Raw genomic sequence first — 25,396 nt, forward strand, 5'->3', positions numbered from 1 at the left:
GTCCCGCTTGCCTTTTTTTGTTATAAAAGTTTATCTTGATTTTTGTTGTTGGCTTGATCCTCATACAATTAAAACACAGTAAAACTTTGTTAGATAATTTTGATCAAACCGAAAAGTCAACAATTTACTTTTTTGATCACTGAAAAGGGCAACAATTTATGGCTCATCATTTATCGTTTAAAGATATTTTAGCATTAGGTTTTATGACTTTTGCTTTGTTCGTGGGGGCAGGGAACATTATTTTTCCCCCTATCGTTGGTTTGCAGTCGGGTGAAAACGTTTGGTTGGCTGCCCTTGGTTTTTTGATAACCGCTGTCGGTTTGCCAGTGATAACCGTTGTCGCTTTGGCAAAAGTCGGCGGAGGCATTGACGCGCTGAGTACGCCGATTGGGCGACGGGCGGGTTTGTTATTGGCTACCATTTGTTATTTGGCAGTGGGACCTTTGTTTGCAACGCCTCGTACGGCAACGGTTTCTTTTGAAGTTGGGATTGCGCCTTTAACGGGCGACGGGGCTATACCACTGCTGATTTATAGTCTTATTTATTTTTCATTAGTTATTGGTGTTTCACTTTATCCTGGCCGTTTATTAGACACCATCGGCCATATTTTAGCGCCGTTAAAAATCATCGCATTTAGCATCTTGGGGATCACCGCTGTGTTATGGCCTGCCGGTACTTCTATTCCCGCTATTGAGTTGTATCAACAAATGCCTTTTTCTTCTGGCTTTATTAATGGCTATCTGACCATGGATACGCTTGGCGCGTTGGTATTTGGTATTGTTATTGTTAACGCTGCTCGCTCTCGGGGGGTTGTTTCCGTTGGTTTATTGACACGCTATACCGTTTTAGCAGGATTGATTGCCGGGTTGGGGCTGACACTGCTTTACCTTAGCTTATTTAAACTCGGTTCAAGCAGCGGTATTTTAACGCCAGATGCCCAAAATGGTGCCGTCATTTTGCATGCTTATGTTCAACATACCTTGGGTGGTTTGGGTAGTGTCTTTTTGGCTGCTTTGATTTTTATCGCTTGTATTGTGACCGCGATTGGTCTGACCTGTGCTTGTGCTGAATTTTTTAGCCAATATTTACCGCTATCTTACCGTGCTTTAGTGTTTATTCTTGGCATTTTTTCTATGCTGGTTTCCAATCTAGGGTTAACGCATCTGATCCAAATTTCAATTCCCGTGTTGACGGCGATTTATCCCCCTTGTATCGTCTTAGTGGTGCTGAGTTTTACTTTACGTTGGTGGCATAACACGACACTCATTATGGCGCCCGTTATGTTGGTTAGCTTGTTGTTTGGGATTTTGGATGCGATAAAAGCGTCTCCCTTTGAGCAACTACTGCCTACTTGGTTACAGCATTTGCCGATGGTGGAACAAGGATTGGCATGGCTGTTGCCGTCAGTACTGGTATTTATTGGAGTTGGCCTGTTAGATCGCTTGTATGGCTCTAGTGATAAAGTGGCCGTGAAATAATAATATACCCTTCGCCTTTCAAGTTACGGCGGCGTTGGCAACGATCTCTCATCCTCTGTCATGTACCGATTCGATTGATTGCCGCCTTGCCGTAACTTGAAATTCATTGGGTATAGACTTCTTGCAAAACCTACTGCGTGGTTCGAATTCTGCGCTACGGTTTTGCAGGCAGTGTGACAATATTAACCACGTATTCATTACGTGGTTTTTTTCTAAGGGAATTTTTATGGAACACCCCATCAAAAATAAACTAAAACGAGGTTTAACTGCCCGACATATTCGTTTTATGGCATTGGGATCAGCCATTGGTACTGGTTTGTTCTATGGTTCGGCAGATGCGATAAAAATGGCAGGGCCTAGTGTATTATTGGCTTATTTAATCGGCGGTGTAGTGGCGTTTATTATTATGCGCGCGCTGGGAGAAATGTCGGTTAACAATCCACAAGCCAGTTCCTTTTCTCGTTATGCTCAAGATTATTTAGGGCCGATGGTAGGTTATATTACCGGCTGGACTTACTGTTTTGAGATTTTGATTGTCGCCATTGCCGATGTCACTGCTTTTGGTATCTACATGGGGGTTTGGTTTCCTGAGGTACCACATTGGATTTGGGTGTTGAGTGTGGTGTTAATCATTGGCGCTATCAACATAATGAGCGTTAAAGTCTTTGGTGAGTTGGAGTTTTGGTTCTCATTTTTTAAAGTCGCCACTATTATCGTTATGATATTGGCGGGTATTGGTATTATTTTCTGGGGTATAGGTAACGGAGGCCAACCGACAGGAATACATAATCTCTGGACTCAGGGTGGTTTTTTTAGTCACGGGATTATTGGCATGCTGCTGTCGTTGCAAATGGTGATGTTTGCTTATGGCGGTATTGAAATTATTGGCATCACTGCCGGTGAAGCGGTAGATCCTAAAAAATCCATTCCAAAAGCGATTAATTCTGTACCTTGGCGCATTTTAGTTTTTTACGTAGGTACCCTGTTCGTCATTATGTCCATTTATCCATGGCACCAGGTTGGCACCCATGGCAGCCCGTTTGTGCTGACCTTTCAACATTTAGGCATCACCATTGCGGCAAGTATTCTTAACTTTGTCGTCATTACTGCCTCTATATCAGCAGTAAACAGTGACGTTTTTGGCGTGGGTCGTATGCTGCACGGAATGGCAGAACAAGGAAACGCCCCTAAAGTATGTACCGCTATCTCGAAGCGAGGCGTGCCTTGGGTAACGGTGGTTACTATGATGTGTGCGATGCTGGTGGCGGTTTATTTAAATTACCTTATGCCAGAAAACGTTTTTTTAGTGATCGCTTCACTGGCGACCTTTGCCACAGTTTGGGTGTGGATCATGATCCTGTGCTCGCAAATCGCTTTTCGCCGTTCTTTAAACCAAAATCAAATTAAAGCACTAGATTTTCCGCTACGAGGCGGTGTTTTTACTTCAGTGGTGGCAATTATCTTTCTGCTGTTTATTATTGGATTAATTGGTTACTTCCCTGCTACTCGTGTCTCGCTTTATGTTGGTTTCGCGTGGATAGCATTACTTGCAATCAGTTATTATCTTAAAATAGGTTATCAGCGAAACAAAAAACGGTAGATATACCCTTCGCCTTTCAAGTTACGGCGGCGTTGGCAGCGATCATTCATCCTAGTCATGTACTACTTGTACATTCCTAGGATTCGATTGATTGCCGTCTTGCCGTAACTCGAAATTCATTGGGTATAACCGCCGCTTTAAAACAAAGGTATAAGTTAATTATGGCAACCTCCTACAACACCGATTTTTATGGTTGGACACAACAGCAAGCAGAGTTATTAAGGTCTGGTGATGTAAATCAACTAGACAAAGAAAATTTGTTAGAGGAAATAGAATCAATGGGGCGGAGCGAACGTAGAGAATTGGAATCGCGTTTAGAGGTTCTGATCACCCATCTGCTTAAATGGCAATACCAAGAAGGGTTACGTAGTCGTAGCTGGCGGCTGACTATTGTAGGCCAACGAGCAAAAGTAAACGATTGCCTTGCTGAAAGCCCCAGTTTAAAACACAAACTCAGTGAATCTTTAGCAAAAGCATATCGTTATTCGCTGATCAGCGCAGAAAAAGAAACCAATATTAGCCGTAAAGTCTTCCCCAGCGTCTGCCCTTGGTCGTTTGAACAAATTATCAATAGCGAATTTTATCCAGATTAAAATAATAAAACCGCTTTTCGGGCGGTTTTATTATCGAGCGGCACTAAAGCTTAGCAGTGTGTTCAGATAAGTATTTTTTTACGCCATCAGCTGAAGCTGTCATACCTGCTTTCCCTTTTTCCCACTGTGCTGGGCAAACTTCACCATTTTCTTCATGGAATTGAAGCGAATCTACCATACGCAGCATTTCATCGATATTACGACCTAATGGCAGATCATTGACCACTTGATGACGTACTATCCCTTTTTTGTCGATTAAGAAAGAAGCCCGCAGTGCGACGCCGGCTGGATGTTCGATACCATAAGCCTGGGTAATCTTGTGATTAACATCAGACACCATAGGATATTGCACTGCACCAATTCCTCCTTCATCAGTAGAGGTATTACGCCAGGCGTTATGAGTAAATTGTGAATCGATGGAAACACCAATAATTTCAACATCACGTTTTTCAAATTCTTGGTAGCGTTTATCAAAAGCAATCAGTTCTGTAGGGCAGACAAAGGTGAAATCCAGCGGCCAGAAAAATAACACCGCCGCTTTGCCATTTAGGTGTTTTTTCAAATTAAAATTATTATTAATTTCGCCGGTACCGAGCACCGCTGCGGCAGTAAAATCAGGGGCTTCACGAGTGACTAAAACCATAAATTATTCTCCTCTGGTTAATATCAATGAATCTGCTTTATATTTTTTTCTGTCTATAGCCTCTGTCTTTGAAGCCGCCGCCTTGTCGTAACTCGAAAGTTCATCGGCCTTACCCCTGCCGCGACGCTGCAACTTGAAGGACTCTGGGGATAAAACAGCACAGGGAGTATAGTAGATTAATCACAAAAGAAAGAAACAAATAGCAGTAAAAAATATTTCCTCCATTAATTCCTTGCAGCTAATTATCGACGGCTCTAGACTAGGCCGCTTATTTTTTTAAAGTTAATTGAAGTGAAAACATGCGTGTTGACGATTTTTCTTTTACCCTGCCAGGATCACTGATTGCCCATTATCCACATTCTCAGCGCAGCGGTTGTCGTTTATTATCGTTGGATGGGCAAACTGGCAGCATCACGCACGGCGTTTTTACCGATGTATTGAATAAATTACAAGCAGGTGATCTGCTGGTGTTTAATGATACTCGTGTTATTCCCGCGCGACTATTTGGAAAAAAAGCCAGCGGGGGCAAGCTAGAAATCTTGGTGGAACGCCTACTGGATGATCATCGGGTATTAGCGCATGTCAAAGCGTCTAAGGCACCGAAACCCGGTACGCAATTACAATTGGGCGATGATAAAAGCGAGCATACTGCGATTCAAGCTACTGTATTGGCACGTTTAGACAATCTATTTGAATTACGTTTTGATGATCAACGGGATGTGCTGACTATTTTACGCGCTATCGGTCATATCCCTTTGCCTCCTTACATTGATCGCCCAGATGAAAAAAGTGATCGTGAATTATATCAAACAGTATATAGCCAACGTCCTGGCGCGGTTGCCGCCCCGACTGCAGGGCTGCATTTTGATCAACCACTGCTTGATGCATTACGAAAAAAAGGTATCGAAATGGCGTTTGTTACCTTGCATGTTGGTGCTGGCACCTTTCAGCCGATACGGGTAAAAAATATCGAAGAGCACAGCATGCACGCTGAATACGCAGAGGTACCGCAAACGGTGGTAGAGGCAGTATTAGCCTGTAAAGCCAGAGGAAAAAGAGTGATCGCCGTAGGAACAACCTCGGTGCGATCATTGGAAAGTGCCGCCATGCAACGTGCGGAAAAAAATGAGAATATACCCACAGTCTTTGAAGCCGCCGCGTTGTTGGCTGCGGACATTCGCCCGAATCACGTAGTAGATCTACGCTCATCGGGTCGCACGCCCTGGCCGCCTAGCGGCAACTTCAAAGACTGTGGGTATAACCCCGGTAGCAATGCGTTAATAATGCCTTTTTTCGGCGATACGCGGATTTTTATTTATCCGGGATACCATTATCAAATAGTCGACGGCTTGATCACTAATTTTCATTTACCGAAATCAACCCTGATCATGCTGGTTGCCGCCTTTGCCGGTTATAAAAATACGATGGCAGCTTATCAGCTTGCAATAGAAAAAGAATACCGCTTTTTTAGCTATGGCGATGCCATGTTTATTAGCCGTAATCCCCTGGCCGCACAAGAAAAAATAAACACTGGGAGGTGACGTGAAGTTCGAGTTACTAAACACCGATGGCAACGCCCGCCGTGGCCGCTTGGTATTTAAACGTGGCACAGTTGAAACCCCTGCTTTTATGCCCGTTGGCACTTATGGCACGGTTAAAGGGATGACACCAGAAGAAGTCAAAACCAGTGGCGCTCAAATTTTATTAGGTAATACCTTTCATCTTTGGTTGCGCCCCGGTGAACAAATCATCAAAAAACACGGCGATCTGCATGATTTTATGCAATGGCAGAGCCCGATTTTAACCGATTCTGGTGGCTTTCAAGTCTTTAGTTTAGGCGCAATGCGTAAAATAAAAGAAGAAGGGGTTTATTTTAATAGCCCCATTGATGGCAGCAAGGTATTCCTGAGTCCAGAAAAATCGATGGAGATCCAAAAGGAGCTGGGCTCTGATATTGTGATGATTTTCGATGAATGTACTCCCTATCCGGCTGATTGGGATTATGCTAAAAAGTCTATGGAATTATCATTGCGTTGGGCACAGCGTAGTCGCCAACGCTTTGACGAATTGAATAATCAAAATGCGTTATTTGGTATCATTCAAGGCGGGATCTACCCCGATTTACGCGATATTTCATTGAATAAACTGCTAGAGATTGGTTTTGATGGCTACGCGGTGGGGGGATTAGCCGTGGGGGAGCCAAAAGCTGAGATGCACCGCATTTTAGAGCATATTTGCTGCCAGATCCCACAAGAAAAACCCCGCTATTTAATGGGCGTAGGTAAACCGGAAGATTTGGTTGAAGGGGTGCGTCGTGGTATTGACATGTTTGACTGTGTGATGCCGACCCGTAATGCGCGCAACGGTCATTTATTTGTCACTGAAGGGGTGATAAAAATACGTAATGCTAAGCATAAAGAGGATGACTCTACACTGGACAAAGACTGTGATTGCTACACTTGCCGCCATTATAGTCGAGCCTATTTGCATCATCTTGATCGTTGTAACGAAATGCTAGGCGCTCGGCTTAATACCATCCATAATTTACGTTACTATCAGCGTTTAATGGCCGCTTTACGACAAGCTATTGAAGATAAAAAATTAGAGGACTTTGTCAAAGAATTTTATTATCAAATTGGTATATCCCCTTTGTCTTTGGATTTGCCGATACGGTGTAAAGATTAAGCTAGAAAAATCTCCCCCTTTAATTTTAAAATGCCCGGTTTTAAGAGACAGCTCGCAAAAGCAAGGACTGATTTGTAGTAAACTATTTTCCTATTATTGATAACGTTAATTAAAGAGGTAATGTTAATGAGTTTTCTTATACCTGAAGCTATCGCTTCTGCTGGTGATCCGGCACAAGGAAATCCGTATTCAATGATCATTATGCTAGTGGTATTTGGCCTAATTTTTTATTTTATGATCCTACGACCGCAACAAAAACGAACCAAAGAACATAAAAAATTGATGGACTCAATTGCTAAAGGCGATGAAGTATTAACTACCGGCGGGTTCCTGGGTCGTGTTATTAAAATTGCCGAAACCGGTTATATTGTGATTGCGCTTAATGACACCACTGAAGTGATGATTAAACGTGATTTTGTCGCTGCCGTGTTACCCAAAGGTACTATGAAAGCGTTATAAATAATTCCGATTTTTTCTAAAGGAACTGCTGTGCTAAATCGTTATCCCTTGTGGAAGTATTTGATGTTGATTTTTTTTATCCTCATCGGTTTGCTCTATGCGCTTCCTAACCTTTATGGTGAGGATCCAGCAGTTCAAATCACTGGCGTGCGAGGCATCGACGCCAATGAAACAACGCTGCATCAAGTCCAGGCGGTGTTAGTAAAAGAAAAAATACCGAGCAAATCAATGGCGCTTGAAAATGGCGCAATTTTAGTGCGTTTTAGTGATCCTGATGTTCAGTTACATGCGCGTGAAGTATTAATGACGGCACTGGGCGATAAATACGTCATCGCATTAAATTTAGCCCCTGCGACGCCCGCTTGGCTGGCGGCACTGGGGGCTGATCCGATGAAATTGGGGCTTGATTTACGCGGTGGTGTCCATTTTTTAATGGAAGTTGATATGGACACGGCATTAAGCAAGCTGCAAGAACACAATATAGATAGCCTACGCGCTGATCTGCGGCAAAAAAATATCCCCTATCTCTCGGCAGCTAAGCAGGATCAGACCAACTATGCGGTTGTCATCCGCTTTGCAGACGATAAATTACGTGATACGGCGATCAGCTACCTTTCATCACGTCACCGTGATCTGGTCATTAACACTGATGGCAATAATCAATTAAAAGCCTTGATGAGTGATGAACGTTTGCGTGAAGCACGTGGGTATGCACTGCAACAAAATATTACCATTCTACGTAATCGAGTAAATCAATTGGGGGTGGCTGAGCCTTTAGTGCAGAAGCAAGGGGCTGACCGGATCGTCGTTGAATTACCTGGTATTCAAGACACGGCACGGGCTAAAGAAATCTTGGGTGCCACTGCCTCACTTGAATTTCGGTTACAAAATACTAACATCGACCCCAGCGCCGCCGCCGCCGGCCGTGTCCCCGGTGATTCTGAAGTGAAACTGACCCGCGAAGGACGCCCGGTAGTGCTTTATAAACGGGTGATCCTAACCGGTGATCATATTACCGACTCAACATCTAGCACGGATGAATATAATCAAGCTCAGGTTAATATTTCGTTAGACAGTGCGGGTGGGTCAATCATGTCTAATTTTACCAAAGATAATATTGGCAAGCCGATGGCCACTTTATTTGTAGAATACAAAGACAGTGGGAAAAAAGATGTTAATGGTAAAACGATTTTCGTTAAACAAGAAGAAGTCATTAACGTAGCGACCATTCAATCACGTTTGGGCAACAACTTCCGGATCACAGGGATTGCTAACCCCGTTGAAGCACGCCAACTTTCTTTACTATTACGTGCAGGTGCTTTGATTGCGCCGATCCAAATTGTAGAAGAGAGAACCATTGGCCCGACACTCGGCGCGCAAAACATTACTCAAGGTTTAGCCGCTTGTTTATGGGGTCTGATCGCATCCATTATCTTTATGGTCATTTATTATCGTAAATTTGGCTTGATAGCCAGTAGCGCGCTCTTGGTTAACCTGGTGTTGATCGTGGGTATCATGTCACTACTTCCAGGAGCGACATTAACCATGCCGGGCATTGCAGGCATAGTGCTAACATTAGCGGTTGCTGTTGATGCTAACGTACTGATTAACGAGCGGATAAAAGAAGAACTTCGCAATGGGCGTTCTATCCAACAAGCGATACATCAAGGTTACCAAGGGGCTTTCTCTAGTATTGTTGATGCTAATGTCACAACACTGATCACGGCCATTATTCTTTACGCGATCGGCACCGGTTCGATTAAAGGTTTCGCGATCACCACAGTAATAGGCGTAATAACCTCAATGTTTACGGCAATAGTCGGCACACGTGCTATTGTTAATCTTCTGTACGGTGGAAAACGTATTAATAAGCTGTCGATCTGATCTTACAAAAATAATATTAGACTTCTTGCATAACCTACTGCGTGGTGTGAGTTTTTGCCTTGTGCGGTGCTGCTCGCAACCCTCATGTACTCTGTGTATATACCCAATGAATTTCGAGTTACGGCAAGGCGACCAGGGCGGGCGACCGATGAGCGTAGACAAACTACGTGATTCGGCGAGCACCCGCCGCCAACGCCGCCGTAACTTGAAAGGCGAAGGGTATACACAGCGGTTGCTGCGCTCCGCGGGGCTTCGGCTTCATACCACTCGCTACGACTTTGCAAGAAGTTTATTTTTAGGGATCCTTTATTTATAAGGAATGCAAGTGGCGCAAAATTATACTGTCGAACAATTAAACTACGGTCGTAAAGTCTATGATTTTATGCGTTGGGATAGCATCGCATTTGGGGTTTCATTACTTTTATTAGTCGCCGCTATCCTGGTGATGTCAACACGGGGTTTTAACTGGGGTTTAGATTTTACTGGCGGCACGGTCATTGAAGTCAACCTAGAACATCCCGCTAATCTCGATAAAATGCGTGATAGCATACAACAAGCAGGTTTTTCTACACCAGTGATTCAAAATTTTGGCAGTACACGTGATGTTATGATACGTCTTGCACCGACGCTACCTGCCGCAACAGCAATATCGACAACAATGCCCACTAGCGGTGCTAATCAAGAAATCGGCAATAAAATTATCACTATTATCAATGAATCTATTGATAAGAATGCCACGGTTAAACGCATTGAATTTGTTGGGCCAAGCGTGGGGAGTGAGTTAGCGCAAGCGGGCGCGATGGCACTGCTGATTGCGTTACTCTCTATTTTAATTTACGTCGGCTTTCGCTTTGAATGGCGATTGGCACTGGGGGCTGTTATTGCGCTGGGTCATGATGTTGCCATAACGCTAGGTATTTTATCGTTATGTGACATTGAGATCGATTTGACCATAGTGGCATCTTTGATGTCGGTTATAGGCTACTCATTAAACGACAGCATTGTGGTTTCGGATCGCATCCGTGAAAATTTTCGTAAGATAAGCCGTGGGACTTCTTATGAAATCATTAACATTTCGCTAACCCAGACATTGAGTCGAACCATTATGACTTCTGCGACGACCCTGGTTGTGGTGTTGATGCTGTATATTTTTGGCGGCACTATGCTACAAGGTTTCTCATTAACCATGTTAATTGGTGTTTCAATCGGCACAGTTTCATCGATTTATGTTGCTTCGGCATTAGCGTTAAGATTAGGCGTGAAACGCGAACACATGCTACAGCAAAAAGTTGAAAAAGAAGGCGCCGATCAGTCTTCCCTCTCACCTTAAGATACCTATGCATTGCCCATTTTGTGCAGCTGTTGATACCAAAGTCATCGATTCTCGCTTAGTGAGTGATGGCTCACAAGTCCGTCGTCGGCGCCAATGTTTGGTGTGTCATGAACGCTTGACGACATTTGAATCTGCTGAATTGGTTATGCCTAGAATGATCAAAAGTGATGCCATTCGTGAGCCATTTAATGAAGAAAAACTACGCCAAGGGATGCTAAAAGCGTTGGAAAAGCGCCCGGTGAGTTTAGATGATGTTGAAACAGCGATTAACCATATTAAATCTCAGCTACGGGCGACAGGTGAACGAGAAGTGCCAACAAAAATGGTAGGTAATTGGGTAATGGACGCGCTAAAAAAATTGGATAAAGTGGCCTATATCCGTTTTGCTTCAGTGTACCGTAGCTTCGAAGATATTCGTGAATTTGGTGAAGAAATTGCGAAATTGGAAGATTAGTGGCGATAAAAACGTATGATTACCGGTTTCAAAAAACAGAACATAAAATAATATGCACGAAAATAATACACTTTCTGATGATGTATATATGGAAAGAGCTTTAGAGCTAGCGCTTTTGGGGCGATTTACAACCGCCCCTAATCCCAATGTCGGCTGTGTTATTGTGCGTGAAGGAAAAATAGTCGGTGAGGGCTATCATGCACGTGCAGGAGAGCCACATGCTGAAATCAATGCGCTTAACAAAGCAAAGGCAAAGGATGAGGCTCGAAATGCGACTGTTTATGTCACACTAGAGCCCTGTTGTCATACCGGACGTACACCCCCTTGTACTGATGCATTAATAGCAGCCGGAATTAAACGTGTGGTGGTCGCTATGCCTGATCCTAACCCACAAGTTTGTGGGCGTGGTATCTATCAGCTGCAACAGGCAGGGATTGTGGTCGATTATATCGGCTCAACAACGATAAAAGCTAAAGTTGAAGATATTAATCGTGGTTTTTTAAAGCGGATGCGTACCCGTTTTCCTTATCTGCAATTAAAAATGGCTGCTTCTCTGGATGGTCGTACGGCGATGGCCTCGGGTGAAAGTCAGTGGATCACTTCAAAGGAAGCACGGCAGGATGTGCAAAATTTTCGCGCGCAAAGTGATGCTATTCTCAGTACCAGTGCCACAGTTTTGGCCGATGATCCGGCACTGACAGTACGGCACGGAGCGTTAGCAACCTCCGTTCAGAAAATCTATCCAAAACAGGGTCTCCGCCAACCCACCAGAATCATCATAGATAGCTGCAATCGGGTCATGCCCTGTCATCGAGTGATTACGGAACCAGGTGCTTGTTTATTAGCAAGAATGACCGCCGATCAACAAATCTGGCCTGATAATATTGAGCAGCTGTTCTTGCCACCATCGGAGGAGGAAAAACGCATCGATTTACGCTTACTTATGATGGAGCTGAGCAGGCGTCAAATTAACTCAATTTGGGTCGAAGCGGGAGCGACACTTGCCGGGGCGTTATTACAAATAGGGGTAGTAGATGAATTAATCCTCTATTTAGCCCCTAAATTATTAGGTGATAATGCGCGTGGATTGTGTGTTCTTCCCGGGATAGATAAATTGAATCAAGCTCACAATTTCACTCTCCAAGAGGTTTGCCAGATCGGTTCAGATTTGCGCTTGCGTTTAACACCGAACCCATAGCGACCCCCTTGTTCCTTCCTTATTTTACAAATGTGCTAACACAGCCAATGAAAGAATATGATAGAATGCGCCCTTTACAACGGACATCCCATTGTCATGTAAGGAATCACCATGAATGTCATTGAAGGTATTGTGAATAATCCGGATGCCCGTGTGGCGATTGCGATTGCACGTTTTAATACTTTTATCAACAACAGCCTGCTCGAAGGAGCAAGGGATACGTTAAAACGTTTTGGCGGTTTGCCAGAAGAAAAAATTACGGTCGTCTGGGTGCCTGGCGCTTATGAGCTACCGCTGGCAGTCAAAGCGTTGGCAGAAAGCAAGCGTTACGATGCGATTATTGCGTTAGGCACCGTGATTCGGGGCGGAACGCCGCATTTTGAATATGTGGCTGGTGAATGCAGTTCTGGTTTATCAAATATCGCGATGAATAGTAATATTCCTGTCGCGTTCGGGGTGTTAACCACCGAAAATATTGAACAAGCCATCGAACGAGCCGGTACAAAGGCAGGAAATAAAGGTTCAGAGGCAGCCTTGGCAGCACTCGAAATGGTTAGCGTAATGAAAGCTATCAAATCTGAAATTTAGTTAAAAAGGAAATTGAGTGAAACCGATAGCTCGCCGTCGCGCTCGTGAGTGTGCTGCTCAGGCGCTTTACTCTTGGCAATTATCTAAAAACGACATCGCTGATGTTCAATCATACTTTCTATCAGAGCAGGATATGAAAGAGGTAGACATTAATTATTTTCGCCAATTATTATCTGGCGTCGCCGTCGATACTGCAACTTTAGATCGATTAATGGCACCTTATCTGTCTCGTCAGATCGAAGATTTGGGGCAGATTGAAAAGGCCATTTTGCGTCTTGCTGTATTTGAATTAAGTCAGCGTGATGATATCCCTTATAAAGTCGTGATTAATGAAGCTATTGAACTGGCCAAAATCTTTGGCGCAGAAGACAGCCATAAATTTGTTAATGGGGTGCTGGATAAAATCGCCCCGATAATTCGCAAAAAAAAACAATTAAATGCTCGCCAGCTTATACCCACAACCCTTCAAGTTGCCGCTAAGCAGCCAGGGCGTGAGACCAATGAGTGTAGACATACTACGTGATTTGAGCGACCCCCCGCAGCCAACATCTCAAAGGCGAAGGGTATAGCCTATCTGGAAAATATTTTATGACCTGTGGCGAATTTGATCTCATTACTCGCTATTTTAACTGCTCTAAAAATAAACGCCCGGATGTACAGTTAGGGATTGGTGATGATTGTGCACTCTTGGCAGTGACCGATGAACAATGGTTAGCCGTTAGTACTGATACTTTGGTATCAGGAATTCACTTTCTGCCTGAGATTGCGCCACAGGACTTAGCTTATAAAGCGTTAGCCGTAAATCTGAGTGATTTATCTGCGATGGGGGCAGAGCCCTGTTGGTTATCCTTAGCGTTAACAATGCCTAAAGTGGATGAACATTGGCTGAAAGCGTTCAGTGACAGTTTGTTCGAACAGCTTGATTATCAGGGTATGCAATTGATTGGCGGCGATACCACTCGAGGCTCCCTGAGCCTGACACTAACTGTCCATGGGCACTTGCCGGCAAACAAAGCGCTGACCCGCGCGGGTGCCAAGAGTGGCGATTGGATTTATGTCAGTGGCACCTTAGGTGATAGCGCCGCAGGTTTAGCCATCTTGCAAAAAAAATTAGCCATTGATAATGCCGAGGATAGAAAGAGGCTTATTGAGCGGCATTTACGACCGGAAGCACGCGTTTCACTCGGTTTAGCACTGCGCGGTCTGGCCAATTCAGCGATTGATATTTCTGACGGATTGATTGCTGATTTGCAGCATATTTTAACAGCCAGTCGATGTGGTGCAAAAATTGAACTAGATAAACTGCCCTACTCAGATGAATTGCAAAAGTATGATGATGTTGAAAAAAAACAGGGCTGGGCACTTAATGGCGGTGAAGATTATGAATTGTGTTTTACCGTGCCGGAATGCAATAGAGTCGCGTTAGAAGAAAGACTTAACCACACAGAGGTTAATTATAGCTGTATTGGCAGCATTACCTCAGACATCGAAAAAATTCATTTTTTTAAAAAAGAACAGTCTGTTGAAATAAAGGCACCCTATTTTAACCGTTATGGTTTTGACCATTTTGCTGTGACAACAGTTGATGATGAAAGCAAGTAAACGTTTACAGCTAAGCAATCCCTACCATTTTTTAGCGACCGGATTCGGCAGTGGTCTGTCTCCTGTCGCGCCCGGAACTATGGGATCTTTGGCTTCTATTCCAATTTGGTTACTGTTGATTCAACTCTCATGGCCATTTTATTTTCTGTTACTGATATTGAGTATTGGCCTCGGTATTTACCTTTGTCACCGTACCGCCAAAGATATGCAAGTGCATGATCATGGAAGTATTGTTTGGGATGAATTTGTTGGTATGTGGATCACCCTGATGGCATTACCGGTTAATAATTGGCAATGGGTAGCGTTCGGTTTTGTTCTCTTCCGCACGCTAGATATTTGGAAACCTTGGCCTATCCGTTGGTTTGACCGCAATGTATCGGGCGGTATCGGCATTATGCTTGACGATATCATTGCGGGTTTAGGTGCCGCGGCTATTATCTATTGTTTAGCGATATAGCCGAATCAGTCTAATTTGATTCTGCGTTGTCGTCGCTTGTCGTACTATTTGTACTGTCTGCGCGCCTCCGCCTTGAATCAAATTAGACTGATTCGGCTATATTGATATCCTACACTCTATCATTCAATTTCAGCTAAATTTCCCTTCTCTTGTAGCCAATTGCGTCGATCTTCTGCCCGTTTTTTGGCTAACAGCATATCCATTATCGCTAATGTGTGATCCATATTGTCATCATCGATAGTCAATTGCACCAGTCGTCGGGTATTGGGATCTAGCGTAGTTTCACGCAGTTGCAACGGATTCATCTCCCCTAATCCTTTAAAGCGCTGTACATTCGGTTTGCCTCGTTTACGCTGAAGTTGTTCTAATATTCCGGTTTTTTCTTCTTCGTCCAGAGCGTAAAAAACTTCTTTACCTAAATCGATGCGATACAGTGGCGGCATCGCCACATAAATACGCCCATCACGCACCAAAGAACGGAAATGACGCACGAAAAGTGCACATAGTAACGCAGCAATATGCAAACCGTCCGAATCAGCATCGGCCAAAATACAAATTTTACCGTAACGAAGCTGACTTAAATCCTCGTTGTCAGGATCAATGCCGATAGCAACTGAAATATCATGCACTTCTTGTGAGGCTAAAATTTCATCAGAAGCAATTTCCCAACTATTTAAAATTTTACCTTTGAGCGGCATGATGGCTTGATATTCACGATCACGGGCTTGTTTTGCTGAGCCTCCGGCAGAATCCCCTTCTACCAAAAATAATTCGGTAAGACTCAGCTCATTTGAACTACAATCTGCTAACTTACCTGGTAGCGCCGGGCCACTCATCAATTTTTTACGTACCACTTTTTTAGCCGCCCGCAGTCGGCGTTGAGCATTACTAATGACAAATTCGGCGAGTTGTTCCGCTGTTGATCTATTTTTATGCAGCCATAAACTAAAAGTATCTTTCACAATCCCGGAAGCAAAGGCTGCACATTGGCGAGAAGAAAGCCGCTCTTTGGTTTGCCCCGCAAATTGTGGATCTTGCATTTTGACCGATAAGACATAAGCACAGCGCTCCCAAATATCATCGGCAGAAAGCTTCACGCCCCGGGGTAAAATATTACAAAATTCGCAAAATTCACGCATTGCATCCAATACGCCTTGACGTAATCCGTTAACATGGGTTCCTCCTTGTATCGTTGGAATCAAATTAACGTAACTTTCCGTCAGTAATTCGCCTCCCTCTGGTAGCCATAATAATGCCCAGTCAATGGCTTCGGTGGCCGCGCTAAAAGTGCCGATAAAGGGTTTTTTCGGCAATGTTATCAGACCATTGACAGATTCCATTAAATAATCAGTCAACCCATCTGCGTAGCACCAACGTTGTTCGGTGTTATTCACTTCATCTTTAAAACAGATTTTGATGCCAGGGCAAAGCACGGCTTTTGCTTTTAATAAATGTGATAGACGTGAAACAGAAAAGCGAGGACTATCGAAAAAAGAAGCATCAGGCCAAAAATGAACATGGGTACCGGTGTGACTTTTAGTACAAGTACCGATAATTTGTAAATCCTGTACTTTATTACCCTGTTCAAAAACAATACGATAAATCTTTCCGTTGCGTTGTACTGTTACCTCAAGTCGCCGAGATAAGGCATTGACGACGGAAATACCAACACCATGTAATCCACCTGAAAATTGATAACTTTTATTCGAAAATTTTCCGCCCGCGTGAAGGCGACATAAAATAAGTTCAATTGCCGGAACACCCTCTTCTGGATGGAGATCTACCGGCATGCCACGCCCATCATCGCTGATTGACAACGACTGATCAGCATGCAAAATAACATTGATACGATGAGCGTATCCAGCCAGCGCTTCATCAATACTATTATCGATAACCTCTTGGCCTAGATGATTTGGGCGGCTGGTATCGGTATACATTCCTGGACGACGACGCACTGGCTCTAAACCACTGAGTACTTCAATAGCATCCGCATTATAATTGGAGTGATTCATTTTCACTTGGCTCAAAGTAGATTTAGAATTAGGCGTTAAAAGATAGAGCATCGATACAATATTATGCTAGAGCCGATTCGAAATCTTCTTTAGCGATGCTCAGACAGCGAGCACAAGAGATTTCGAATCGGCTCTTAGAGACCGACCGACGAGTCAGCTGCCAGCAGATTCTATCCTTTGTTGGCAAGGAATGTAATGACGGTTTTACAAAAAGTTTAGTAACCATTCGCATTGATATCAGGATAGAACAATCCGTTGGCTAAACGTTGTACTTGCGTTTTCACCGTGCCATCAGGTTGTAGATTGATACAACGCCATCCTGGTGCCGCATTATCAAGCGTAAAAGTAGCATGGTCTGGTTTAAATTGGATACAAGTAGAAGGCGTTGCTAATAGTCGTTTACCACACCAATTCAAATCAATCTCTTGGTGGATATGCCCACATAGTAAGGTTGTCACCCGCGGATAACGCAATACTATTTCTGCTAACATTGCTGCATTACGTAAATTATTTTTATCAAGCCAGCGACAACCACAAGCGAGTGGAGGATGATGTAGTGCCACTAAAGTATAGTGCTGTGGAAACATTTGTAAGCACTGTTCCATCCATAATAATTGATGATCACTCAAATGACCGTAAGGTTGCTCTGATACTTGGCTGTCTAATAAAAGAATTTGCCAGTTATCACCGATGGTAATTTGCTTAGTGGCAGTGATGCCCTCATCGAAAAGCACATCCGCCATTATTTTCTGATCATCATGATTACCAGGTAGCCAAACACAAGGTGTGGGTAATAATTCAGCCATGCTCCTTGCAAAATATTGATAGCTGGTAATAGCAGGCTCTTGCGCCAAATCACCGGTGGTGATAATCAGATCAAAACGCTGTTTCTGGGTAGCTATCGCCTCCAATACCGCACTATAACTATCTGCGGTATTAATCCCCAATAAGGTTTTCTTTTTATCGGCAAAAAGATGAGTATCGGTTAATTGTAAAATTCTTATCTCAGTTTCATTGGCGGGCACAGGCAGTTTAAACAAGTTTTCCAAATACGCTCCTTTTTTCATCGAAACTCTATATATACCCTTAAAGACGAAGGGTATATAAAAAGTAACTGCGCTTTTTCGCTCAAGAAAGTTTTGAATAAGTATAATTTGTTTAAAAATGGCAAATCTGTTAACGAAGACGCACTTTTACTATTTTGTTACCACTATTTCCATTCTTCCTTGAGGGCTTGAAAATGTAACGCAAGCCATTGTAGTGCAATGATTGACGCGGCATTGTCAATCACGCCTTCTTCAACCCAGCGATAAGCTTGTTCACGACTGACAACATGAACACGAATGTTTTCATTCTCTTCTAACAAACCATGAACGCCCTTAGCTGTAGTGGCATCAACTTCACCGACCATAATCGACAAACGTTCATTCATCCCCCCAGGACTGGCCAAATAGCGCAACATTGGTCTACAACGCTTAAGTTCAATACCGGCTTCTTCTCGTGCTTCTCGACGTGCTACTTCTTCAGGATTTTCACCTGTCTTTATCATCCCAGCAATTATTTCCAATAACCAGGGGCTGTTATCTTCATTAGCCCCAATAGCACCAATACGTAATTGTTCTATTAATACCACTTGATCGAGTAATGGATCATAAGGCAATAAACCCACCGCATGATCACGGATAAGGACTTCCCGTATTATTTCATTGCTCATGCCTTTATTATCAAATAATTTATGACGTAATTGATATGACTTTAAAGTAAAAAAACCTTTATAAAGTGTTTTACATCCGGTAATTTCTACATCTTTTTTTTTGAAATTAACCGGTGAAGATTGGCCATCTTGAGGGTATAGTGTCATTATCTTTTTCCTATAAGAGATTATGTTTATTTTCATTTTTAATAGAAACATTCTCTATTTTTTTAATTTATCATAATAAGCATTACTCACATTACTAATATGCTGACCTAACAGAGATTTTCAACTTAATATACTCTTCGCCTTTGAAGCTGCCTTCGGCTGCCAGGGCAGCCGACCGATGAGCGTGGACATACCATGAAGGCGAGCACCCGCAGCCAACAACGCGGTGGCTTCAAAGATGAAGGGTATATATCTGATTAAGTTTAGGTTAAATTTAAGTGATTTAAGGCAAGATGACGCAACAGACTATCTTTATTATAAAAATAAGCGACTGCACAATTTAAGGATTATAAATGAAGAAATTGCTCCCCCTGATGATCGGATTGAGTTTAGTCGGCATCAGTACTTTAAGCCAAGCAGAGAATCTATTGCAAGTTTATAAACAAGCGCAACTAAGTAATCCAGATTTACGTAAAGCGGTCGCTGAACGTGATGCTGCATTCGAAAAAATCAATCAAGCCCGTAGCTCATTATTACCACAGTTGGGGTTAGATGCGGGTTATTCCTACTCACGGGGATTTCGTGATAATAGTAACTCTAATAGTCATGTCACTTCAGGGAGCGTAGGTTTAAAGCAAACTATTTTTAATATGTCACAATGGCGAAATTTAACATTAGAAGAGAAGCAAGCGAATATTCAGAATATTATTTTTCAAGCCAATGAACAAAAATTAATTCTTGATACTGCGACCAGTTATTTTGATGTATTACGTGCTATAGATAAGTTGTCTTACACTGAGGCACAAAAGAAAGCCGTTTATCGTCAATTAGACCAAACAACCCAACGTTTTAATGTGGGTCTGGTTGCTATCACTGATGTACAAACTGCACAAGCCAATTACGACGAAGTATTAGCGAGGGAAGTCGATGCTCGCAACAAACTCGATAACGCTCTGGAATCCCTGCGTCAAGTGACAGGTGTTTACTATCCTGAATTGGCTTCTTTAAATCTCAAACGTCTAAAAACAAAACACCCCGAGACGGTTGATCATTTATTAGAACAAGCCGAAAAACATAATTTGGGATTGATCTCTGCTCGTCTCAAGCAAGATTTAATACGAGAAAAAATTAAAAAAGCCGAAACCGGTTATATGCCGACGCTAGATCTAACAGCTTCTACATCAGTGAGTAATCGCCGTAATACGAATCAGTTTAGTGATAGTGACAACGGCGAGCATAAAATCGGTCTGTCTTTCAATATGCCATTATATAGCGGTGGCGCTACTTATTCTGTGGTTAAACAAGCACAGTATGATTTTATTGGAGCCAGTGCAGAATTAGAAAGTGCGCATCGTAGTGCAGTGAAAGAGGTTCGTTCTTCATTCAATAATATTTCAGCTTCCATCAGCAGTATCAGCGCTTATCGACAAGCAGTGGTTTCTGGTCAAAGTTCACTCGATTCTATGGAAGCCGGTTATCAGGTTGGTACTCGTACTATTCTTGATGTGCTCAATGCAACCACTACGCTCTATAATGCTAAACAGCAGTTGGCCAATGCGCGTTATGATTATTTAATCAATGAATTAAAAATAAAATCAGCACTGGGCGTCTTAAACCCAGACGATCTAATCGCCTTCAATGAAATATTAGATACACCTATTGCGACTTCCAGCCTGGTTCTAACAACGGAAGAAATAGCGCCCACGTCAAATCAACAAGATACACCAACCGATGTAGCCCCCATGTCCATCGATACTTCTCCAAAAAAGGGGGGTAATCCATTCCGTAGTTAGTCGCTAACGGATAAAAAAATGATGTCGGACGCTGATTTTAGCGCCCGATTTATTTTTAGGCGAAATTTTGCCAACCTGTTCTCTTTACTTTTTTCTCTTCTTGCCCAGCATCCGGCGTTTTGACGATTATCCTGCTGTTAGCTCCTAGTACTACAGTCTATCCTGAAGGACTACGAAATTGCTGGTATTTTACCCTATGTTAGGACACTGTTAACAAAGTGAGTATTGAGATAAGCTCCGCTTTTTGTGGGGTTGTTAAGGATGAAAAACAGACATTATCCGATCAAAGCGTCCGATTTTATAAAAGAAATCGAGCCTCATATTCTTAAATATTACAAGCGTCCAGGCAGACCCACGGGTATCAGTCATTATCACTTTTTCTCGGCAGTGTTATACGTATTGAGAACCGGTATCCTTTGGCGTGACGTGCCTACTTTTTATGGCCACTGGCATACGATTTACACGCGTTTTAAACGCTGGAGTGAGAATGGGCTATTCTGGCATTTGCTTTATCTATTGCAGAAAAAAAAGAAAATCAGCCTTGACTGCGTCTGGATAGACAGCACCACAGTGAGCCTACACCGCCCTGGCTCAGGGAGTTTAAAAAAAAAGGAGTTCAGTCGATAGGGCGCGGTCGCAAAGGAATGAGTACTAAAATTCATGTTGGCCTTTCAGGCGATTATCTCAGGAGTGTCTGTTTATTCTTACGGACAACGTACCGATATGAAAGTCTTTCCTATTTTGTGGGCAAAGGGAGACTGGAGACAGATAAACGATGTCATCGCGGATAAAGGCTACGATTTTTATGATGTCAAAAAGCTTATTCGAGATAGTGGAAAATACCCGGTTATCCTTCGCCGCCAAGGCGCGATTTATCCCGGTATCCCGCCAAAAGATAAAGAAAAATATAAAACACGTAATGCCATTGAACGTTTCTTCGGCAAAATAAAAGAACAGAAAAGACTCGCTTTACGCTTTGATAAGCTGGATGTCACCTTCTTTTCTTTCTTCGCCATCGCTTGTCTTAAGGTTTTTAAATTATTTTATTAACAGTTCCCTAGATGATATAGTTTTTTTAATCTTATATTTAATGCTATTAAAAAATTTCATTAAACGCTCATAGCAACGGAGCGGCTATGATATGTTTTCGCTAGGTAAGGGAATATTCCCTTTAAAATTTATTCCGTTCTTGTTTTTTCATCGAAGATGGGCACCTGAAAAATTCATGGCGATAGCGCTAGGTAACTTTAGAAATATTTTTGAAAATGAAAGGGGAGGCGCTCCTTGGCAGGGTACGGTGAACAGTCTCACAGAATGGTTTGGTATGCTATGTTGCATAGAGAGCAAAATTTATTTATTATAAAAATCAATAAATTAAAACACATAAATCACAATCAATCGAAATTAGGTCAAAATGCCGAGCAAAGTATTTCGCATCCTAACATCTTACTTGATAACCTAAAAACCATAAATTGATATCAGATTTCGTTCCACTCACTCCCTCTGCTATCACGATATTTATCTGTCATGGCAGAGGATTTATGTCCCAGCAATTTTTGTGCAAAATCCTTACCTCTGGCTTCACTATGTAGCCTTGCGGATAAACTTCTGATTATCCAACCGCAGACCACTTTGGTGGCCATCGTTGGATGGGCTGAATCCATAAAAACAATCGGTTCATTCTTAAGAGCACTCTCTAGCAGCTAGCACCTTATTTTATGATGTATATTAATCTGATGACTTATCCATTAAAATTTCGCCAACATGTTTTGGCCATTAAAGAAAAAGAAAAACTGACGTATGCGAAAACAGCGTCTCGTTTTGGCGCAGGGATGGCCAGTCTTATGCGCTGGAATCGCCGCATAATGCCTTGCACGACGCACAATAAACCGGCTACCAAAATAGATATTAAGGGGAAAAGATGTTATGGCAAAAACAATTGGCTGGCGAAAGGCAGCGTTAATATTATCGGCGCCTTACTGAAGGGAGTGCTGATAACCCTCTGTGCTTTCCAGTGCAATATCGATAGCGACATTTTTCATGCCTGGATTAATCAGAGTTTGTTGGTTGGACTCGGACTCGGACTCGTGGCAATAACTGTCCTCTTGAACGAAAAGTGATCATACGGCAGAAGGTAAAAAAAGCGAGGGTGCCGATGCGGGTTTGAGGGGGATTAGGAAGAGGGCTTGTGGTAAACAGCCGAAGAGTAAGTTTTTTATCTAATAATTTTTATATATAAAAGTAAAATCTACTTATATAGTTTTTGTGTTTGTCTTATATAGTTATATAGCATGATGGCATTTATTTATAAAAAATACTTTATATCAATATATTAATGTTGATTATCACAATCAATTTATATAACCCCCGCTATACGTGGTTATCGAGTTTTTTCTGATAGTCTTAAATTATTTTTGATATTAATTAATTCTGTGAAATAGCATGATGTCAATTTACATGAAATATTTTAATAATTATTTATTAAGGTTAATCATCATGAAATCGCCGATAAGCACATCTTCATCTGCAGTGTGGTTGCCAGATACGACTATTACATCTCACTTTGTTCCAAAAGAAACCGAGCAAGCTCCTTTTGATGCTCTATGTAATGTAAACAATTCACACATAGAAGTAACCCCCGTAATAACAGGTTCTAAGAAAGAAAGACCCAAATTTCTTAATATTTTTGAAATAAAAGAAGGAGGAGAGATAATAGGACAGGGCGCAGCTGGGATAGTAAGAAAAGACCCTAAAAATCCAGGATTTGTGATTAAAAATTTTAATAAAAATTACGAATTAGCCTGTACAGAGGCTAAATTATTTAATCAGTATTATGGTGAGGGAAGTGCTGAAGTTCTCAGTGATGGAAATCCCATACGTGTAAGAATGTTAAAAGTGCCTGGAAAATCACTGGATAAATGTGAATTTGATGAACTACCTAAAGATAGTAAATTACTTTTTTTAAAAATGATATCTGAACTTAATGAACTAAAGATCATTCATGGTGATATGCATCCAGGAAATATAATGTTTGATCCAACTAATAAAAGATTTTGGCCAATTGATTTGAGTAATGGATATTCTAATTACTATTCGTCACATGAGGCGAGGAATATGATGAACATTGATGATGAGCACCGCTTTAACGTAATCATGCAATTACTCCCTTAAACCCTGTTGATATTAAATAATCGAAATGTAATGGAAGGTATCTTTTCTTTTTGCTAGGGAAGGGTATTAACAATCGGTCAATACCTTCCCTTCCTGTGCCGAAAAGCAGTCAACACCCGCGTAAGCATAACAAGGCTTGCCGGTATTTTTCACTACCCAAATGGCTTTATCATCCCATAGGGAAACCCTGAAGAACTGATAAAAGTAGTCTATTTTGTCATCAATAATTTTTTTAGGTGCTCTGCCCTAATCGTCGGCATGTGCTTAATCACTGGTTTTTCAAAGACCTGACTAATTTTCGCAGCAGGGTTGGCTTGAAGGAAGCCTGCATTAACAGCATAGTTCATCACTTCATTAATACGCTGGGTCACCCGTCGCACTGTTTCCAAACGGCCGCTTGGATAAAGGTTTGTGCGGTCAGTTTAGTGATAGCCACCCCTTCCACATAAGGAAAGATGTTCTTTTCCAGTGATCGCCAGATATCATTAAGTGTATGTGCCCGCAAACCTTTTGATTTTTTTACTGCAAACCAATCGGCAGTGATTTTAGCAAAAGTATTGTTATTAGATGCCTTTTCTTTCTCTTGCTGTTGCCTTTGTTGCTCCTGCGGGTCGATTCCTTGTGCCAAGAGTGCTCTTATCTCCTCTCGTACACGTCTGGCTTCTGCCAGAGATAAAGCGGGGTAATGTCCTAGCGTTAAGGTTGTTCGCTTTTTCGTTGAGGGATGATAGTAGCGTAGACGCCACGTTTTAACGCCTGATGATTTAACAAACAGCAGCAATCCACCGCCATCATACAAAGATAAATCTTTGTTGACTGCCTTTGCTTCTTTCACTTCGGTATTGGTTAGAGGCTTTACTTGTATCGCCATATTAATCACCATTAATAGGACTATGGGACTACTTATTTTGGGCACTAAAAAATAGAGTCCCAAATCTAGTCCCTAAAAAACAGAGTATAACCTTGCCACACCGAAAGATAACAGGCAACAAAAAACCCGCAAACTTAGTTAGAATGCGGGTTCTTGCAAGATTACAGTCAGTTTCTGATTACTAACCGATAGAAATATTGGTCGGCATGAAAGGATTTGAACCTTCGACCCCCGACACCCCATGACGGTGCGCTACCAAGCTGCGCTACATGCCGACGTTGCTGGGGCATAGTACCTTTTCTTTTCACAAATGCAAGTACTAAGTGCTGCTTCCTGTTCAGGTTTGATTGTATTAACGCCCTTGACCCACTATTTATAACTGCTTCGATGTACCCCGAACACGTGACATAAGCGTGTCACTGGGTGGCTCTTCTTAAGTTTTTCTACTAACGAGAATTGTTCAGGAAGTCTGACATTTCGATCGCGGAAGCCTTTTTTAAGATAGTATTTTCTTCCTCTATTCGTCTGATTTTTTTCTAATTCGCGGATTTTTTGCTGTTCTTGTGTAATCGCAGAGCCTGCGGGGCTTTTCCCTGAGAGCATAAAAAAGTGTGGGACACTAATCCAAATCACTCCCATTCGTAAGGAACTAGAAAATAGCCCCGAAAATCCGTAAAACCGCCTTTCTATAAAATTTCATCATTTTCAAAAATG

Annotated in this window: 26 protein-coding genes, 1 tRNA gene and 2 pseudogenes; 20 read left to right on the plus strand and 9 right to left on the minus strand. The window is 42.3% G+C overall.

The features are described from left to right. Window positions 1-158 precede the first annotated feature (158 nt). From brnQ to AACL30_RS14655, 3 genes are all read left to right on the plus strand, one after another. The gene (gene brnQ / locus AACL30_RS14645; protein ID WP_339057119.1) at window positions 159-1,478 is read left to right on the plus strand and encodes a branched-chain amino acid transport system II carrier protein; all 1,320 of its coding nucleotides are present in this window, start codon (window positions 159-161) and stop codon (window positions 1,476-1,478) included. A 226-nt stretch (window positions 1,479-1,704) separates the two neighbouring features. Then, entirely contained in the window at window positions 1,705-3,078 is a 1,374-nt protein-coding gene (gene proY, locus AACL30_RS14650; RefSeq protein ID WP_339057120.1) for a proline-specific permease ProY, read from the plus strand. 161 nt (window positions 3,079-3,239) lie between these two features. Then, entirely contained in the window at window positions 3,240-3,671 is a 432-nt protein-coding gene (locus tag AACL30_RS14655) for a DUF29 domain-containing protein (RefSeq protein ID WP_339057121.1), read from the plus strand. 43 nt (window positions 3,672-3,714) lie between these two features. Here AACL30_RS14655 and AACL30_RS14660 read toward each other — a convergent pair whose 3' ends face one another. Next, window positions 3,715-4,314, minus strand: a complete 600-nt coding sequence (locus tag AACL30_RS14660) for a peroxiredoxin C (RefSeq protein WP_176487911.1) — start codon at window positions 4,312-4,314, stop codon at window positions 3,715-3,717. Between the two features lie 299 nt (window positions 4,315-4,613). On the opposite strand from AACL30_RS14660, the gene queA reads away from it, so the two are divergent. The 12 genes from queA to pgpA all read left to right on the plus strand — a co-directional run bounded on the left by queA (window position 4,614) and on the right by pgpA (window position 14,974). After that, window positions 4,614-5,855, plus strand: a complete 1,242-nt coding sequence (gene queA / locus AACL30_RS14665; RefSeq protein WP_339057122.1) for a tRNA preQ1(34) S-adenosylmethionine ribosyltransferase-isomerase QueA — start codon at window positions 4,614-4,616, stop codon at window positions 5,853-5,855. A gap of 1 nt (window position 5,856) precedes the next feature. After that, window positions 5,857-6,999, plus strand: a complete 1,143-nt coding sequence (tgt, locus tag AACL30_RS14670; RefSeq protein ID WP_339057123.1) for a tRNA guanosine(34) transglycosylase Tgt — start codon at window positions 5,857-5,859, stop codon at window positions 6,997-6,999. A gap of 126 nt (window positions 7,000-7,125) precedes the next feature. Beyond that, complete coding sequence (gene yajC / locus AACL30_RS14675) at window positions 7,126-7,458, plus strand: preprotein translocase subunit YajC (protein WP_039907291.1); 333 nt, start codon at window positions 7,126-7,128, stop codon at window positions 7,456-7,458. A gap of 30 nt (window positions 7,459-7,488) precedes the next feature. Further along, complete coding sequence (gene secD / locus AACL30_RS14680) at window positions 7,489-9,342, plus strand: protein translocase subunit SecD (RefSeq protein WP_339057124.1); 1,854 nt, start codon at window positions 7,489-7,491, stop codon at window positions 9,340-9,342. A 106-nt stretch (window positions 9,343-9,448) separates the two neighbouring features. After that, entirely contained in the window at window positions 9,449-9,658 is a 210-nt protein-coding gene (locus AACL30_RS14685; RefSeq protein WP_339057125.1) for a hypothetical protein, read from the plus strand. A 9-nt stretch (window positions 9,659-9,667) separates the two neighbouring features. After that, window positions 9,668-10,672, plus strand: coding sequence for a protein translocase subunit SecF (gene secF, locus AACL30_RS14690; protein ID WP_039907288.1), 1,005 nt, complete (start codon window positions 9,668-9,670; stop codon window positions 10,670-10,672). A 7-nt stretch (window positions 10,673-10,679) separates the two neighbouring features. Beyond that, window positions 10,680-11,129, plus strand: a complete 450-nt coding sequence (gene nrdR / locus AACL30_RS14695) for a transcriptional regulator NrdR (protein ID WP_039907287.1) — start codon at window positions 10,680-10,682, stop codon at window positions 11,127-11,129. A 52-nt stretch (window positions 11,130-11,181) separates the two neighbouring features. Further along, window positions 11,182-12,327, plus strand: a complete 1,146-nt coding sequence (ribD, locus tag AACL30_RS14700; protein WP_339057126.1) for a bifunctional diaminohydroxyphosphoribosylaminopyrimidine deaminase/5-amino-6-(5-phosphoribosylamino)uracil reductase RibD — start codon at window positions 11,182-11,184, stop codon at window positions 12,325-12,327. A gap of 111 nt (window positions 12,328-12,438) precedes the next feature. Beyond that, complete coding sequence (gene ribE, locus AACL30_RS14705; RefSeq protein ID WP_006704621.1) at window positions 12,439-12,915, plus strand: 6,7-dimethyl-8-ribityllumazine synthase; 477 nt, start codon at window positions 12,439-12,441, stop codon at window positions 12,913-12,915. Window positions 12,916-12,931: 16 nt separating this feature from the next. Further along, complete coding sequence (gene nusB, locus AACL30_RS14710) at window positions 12,932-13,438, plus strand: transcription antitermination factor NusB (protein WP_339057127.1); 507 nt, start codon at window positions 12,932-12,934, stop codon at window positions 13,436-13,438. A gap of 65 nt (window positions 13,439-13,503) precedes the next feature. Next, window positions 13,504-14,517, plus strand: coding sequence for a thiamine-phosphate kinase (gene thiL, locus AACL30_RS14715; RefSeq protein ID WP_339057128.1), 1,014 nt, complete (start codon window positions 13,504-13,506; stop codon window positions 14,515-14,517). Then, window positions 14,501-14,974 (plus strand): phosphatidylglycerophosphatase A, encoded by a 474-nt coding sequence (gene pgpA / locus AACL30_RS14720; RefSeq protein WP_039907285.1) that lies wholly within the window; start codon window positions 14,501-14,503, stop codon window positions 14,972-14,974. Before thiL ends, pgpA begins: the two co-directional genes overlap by 17 nt. Before the next feature lie 119 nt (window positions 14,975-15,093). Here the strand turns inward: pgpA and parE are convergent, their stop codons facing one another. The 3 genes from parE to nudF all read right to left on the minus strand — a co-directional run bounded on the left by parE (window position 15,094) and on the right by nudF (window position 18,847). Next, window positions 15,094-16,986 carry a DNA topoisomerase IV subunit B gene (gene parE / locus AACL30_RS14725; RefSeq protein ID WP_339057129.1) on the minus strand — a complete coding sequence of 631 codons (1,893 nt, stop codon included), beginning with the start codon at window positions 16,984-16,986 and terminating at the stop codon, window positions 15,094-15,096. Between the two features lie 215 nt (window positions 16,987-17,201). Next, window positions 17,202-18,035, minus strand: a complete 834-nt coding sequence (cpdA, locus tag AACL30_RS14730; RefSeq protein WP_339058495.1) for a 3',5'-cyclic-AMP phosphodiesterase — start codon at window positions 18,033-18,035, stop codon at window positions 17,202-17,204. Window positions 18,036-18,196: 161 nt separating this feature from the next. Next, on the minus strand, window positions 18,197-18,847 hold the full coding sequence (gene nudF, locus AACL30_RS14735; protein ID WP_339057130.1) for an ADP-ribose diphosphatase: 651 nt from the start codon (window positions 18,845-18,847) through the stop codon (window positions 18,197-18,199). Between the two features lie 353 nt (window positions 18,848-19,200). On the opposite strand from nudF, the gene tolC reads away from it, so the two are divergent. The 3 genes from tolC to AACL30_RS14750 all read left to right on the plus strand — a co-directional run bounded on the left by tolC (window position 19,201) and on the right by AACL30_RS14750 (window position 21,690). Then, a complete protein-coding gene (tolC, locus tag AACL30_RS14740) occupies window positions 19,201-20,640 on the plus strand; it encodes an outer membrane channel protein TolC (protein WP_339057131.1) in 1,440 nt (479 codons plus the stop codon). A gap of 261 nt (window positions 20,641-20,901) precedes the next feature. After that, on the plus strand, window positions 20,902-21,267 hold the full coding sequence (locus AACL30_RS14745) for a transposase (RefSeq protein WP_339057132.1): 366 nt from the start codon (window positions 20,902-20,904) through the stop codon (window positions 21,265-21,267). Between the two features lie 33 nt (window positions 21,268-21,300). Next, entirely contained in the window at window positions 21,301-21,690 is a 390-nt protein-coding gene (locus tag AACL30_RS14750; RefSeq protein WP_339057133.1) for a transposase, read from the plus strand. Window positions 21,691-22,118: 428 nt separating this feature from the next. On the opposite strand, the pseudogene AACL30_RS14755 reads toward AACL30_RS14750, so the two are convergent. Then, window positions 22,119-22,253: pseudogene (locus AACL30_RS14755) on the minus strand (integrase); the annotation flags it as partial. Between the two features lie 105 nt (window positions 22,254-22,358). On the opposite strand from AACL30_RS14755, the gene AACL30_RS14760 reads away from it, so the two are divergent. Together AACL30_RS14760 and AACL30_RS14765 are read left to right on the plus strand one after the other, a co-directional pair. Next, on the plus strand, window positions 22,359-22,760 hold the full coding sequence (locus AACL30_RS14760) for a hypothetical protein (protein ID WP_339057135.1): 402 nt from the start codon (window positions 22,359-22,361) through the stop codon (window positions 22,758-22,760). A 337-nt stretch (window positions 22,761-23,097) separates the two neighbouring features. Next, on the plus strand, window positions 23,098-23,811 hold the full coding sequence (locus tag AACL30_RS14765) for a hypothetical protein (protein WP_339057136.1): 714 nt from the start codon (window positions 23,098-23,100) through the stop codon (window positions 23,809-23,811). A 209-nt stretch (window positions 23,812-24,020) separates the two neighbouring features. Here AACL30_RS14765 and AACL30_RS14770 read toward each other — a convergent pair whose 3' ends face one another. The 4 genes and pseudogenes from AACL30_RS14770 to AACL30_RS14785 all read right to left on the minus strand — a co-directional run. Continuing rightward, window positions 24,021-24,182, minus strand: a complete 162-nt coding sequence (locus tag AACL30_RS14770; RefSeq protein ID WP_339057137.1) for a hypothetical protein — start codon at window positions 24,180-24,182, stop codon at window positions 24,021-24,023. Then, window positions 24,179-24,682: an integrase arm-type DNA-binding domain-containing protein gene (locus tag AACL30_RS14775; protein WP_339057138.1), complete on the minus strand. Its 504-nt coding sequence runs from the start codon at window positions 24,680-24,682 to the stop codon at window positions 24,179-24,181. The genes AACL30_RS14770 and AACL30_RS14775 overlap by 4 nt, the downstream gene beginning before the upstream one ends. Before the next feature lie 198 nt (window positions 24,683-24,880). Beyond that, window positions 24,881-24,957 (minus strand) — tRNA-Pro (locus AACL30_RS14780). Between the two features lie 97 nt (window positions 24,958-25,054). Next, a pseudogene (locus tag AACL30_RS14785) lies at window positions 25,055-25,276 on the minus strand (IS3 family transposase); the annotation flags it as partial. Between the last annotated feature and the right edge of the window lie 120 nt (window positions 25,277-25,396).

The organism is Candidatus Regiella endosymbiont of Tuberolachnus salignus (assembly GCF_964020115.1).
Lineage (GTDB): Bacteria > Pseudomonadota > Gammaproteobacteria > Enterobacterales > Enterobacteriaceae > Regiella > Regiella insecticola.

Bases quoted from the DNA above. Each gene is read 5' to 3' on its own strand.
- brnQ (WP_339057119.1), top strand. From the start codon at position 159: ATGGCTCATCATTTATCGTTTAAAGATATTTTAGCATTAGGTTTTATG.
- nrdR (WP_039907287.1), top strand. From the start codon at position 10,680: ATGCATTGCCCATTTTGTGCAGCTGTTGATACCAAAGTCATCGATTCT.
- AACL30_RS14745 (WP_339057132.1), top strand. From the start codon at position 20,902: ATGAAAAACAGACATTATCCGATCAAAGCGTCCGATTTTATAAAAGAA.
- AACL30_RS14765 (WP_339057136.1), top strand. From the start codon at position 23,098: ATGAAATATTTTAATAATTATTTATTAAGGTTAATCATCATGAAATCG.
- tolC (WP_339057131.1), top strand. From the start codon at position 19,201: ATGAAGAAATTGCTCCCCCTGATGATCGGATTGAGTTTAGTCGGCATC.
- AACL30_RS14660 (WP_176487911.1), bottom strand. From the start codon at position 4,314: ATGGTTTTAGTCACTCGTGAAGCCCCTGATTTTACTGCCGCAGCGGTG.
- AACL30_RS14760 (WP_339057135.1), top strand. From the start codon at position 22,359: ATGATGTATATTAATCTGATGACTTATCCATTAAAATTTCGCCAACAT.
- yajC (WP_039907291.1), top strand. From the start codon at position 7,126: ATGAGTTTTCTTATACCTGAAGCTATCGCTTCTGCTGGTGATCCGGCA.
- thiL (WP_339057128.1), top strand. From the start codon at position 13,504: ATGACCTGTGGCGAATTTGATCTCATTACTCGCTATTTTAACTGCTCT.
- proY (WP_339057120.1), top strand. From the start codon at position 1,705: ATGGAACACCCCATCAAAAATAAACTAAAACGAGGTTTAACTGCCCGA.
- queA (WP_339057122.1), top strand. From the start codon at position 4,614: ATGCGTGTTGACGATTTTTCTTTTACCCTGCCAGGATCACTGATTGCC.
- nudF (WP_339057130.1), bottom strand. From the start codon at position 18,847: ATGACACTATACCCTCAAGATGGCCAATCTTCACCGGTTAATTTCAAA.
- AACL30_RS14655 (WP_339057121.1), top strand. From the start codon at position 3,240: ATGGCAACCTCCTACAACACCGATTTTTATGGTTGGACACAACAGCAA.
- parE (WP_339057129.1), bottom strand. From the start codon at position 16,986: ATGAATCACTCCAATTATAATGCGGATGCTATTGAAGTACTCAGTGGT.
- pgpA (WP_039907285.1), top strand. From the start codon at position 14,501: ATGATGAAAGCAAGTAAACGTTTACAGCTAAGCAATCCCTACCATTTT.
- ribD (WP_339057126.1), top strand. From the start codon at position 11,182: ATGCACGAAAATAATACACTTTCTGATGATGTATATATGGAAAGAGCT.
- AACL30_RS14685 (WP_339057125.1), top strand. From the start codon at position 9,449: ATGAATTTCGAGTTACGGCAAGGCGACCAGGGCGGGCGACCGATGAGC.
- AACL30_RS14750 (WP_339057133.1), top strand. From the start codon at position 21,301: ATGTTGGCCTTTCAGGCGATTATCTCAGGAGTGTCTGTTTATTCTTAC.
- AACL30_RS14775 (WP_339057138.1), bottom strand. From the start codon at position 24,682: ATGGCGATACAAGTAAAGCCTCTAACCAATACCGAAGTGAAAGAAGCA.
- ribE (WP_006704621.1), top strand. From the start codon at position 12,439: ATGAATGTCATTGAAGGTATTGTGAATAATCCGGATGCCCGTGTGGCG.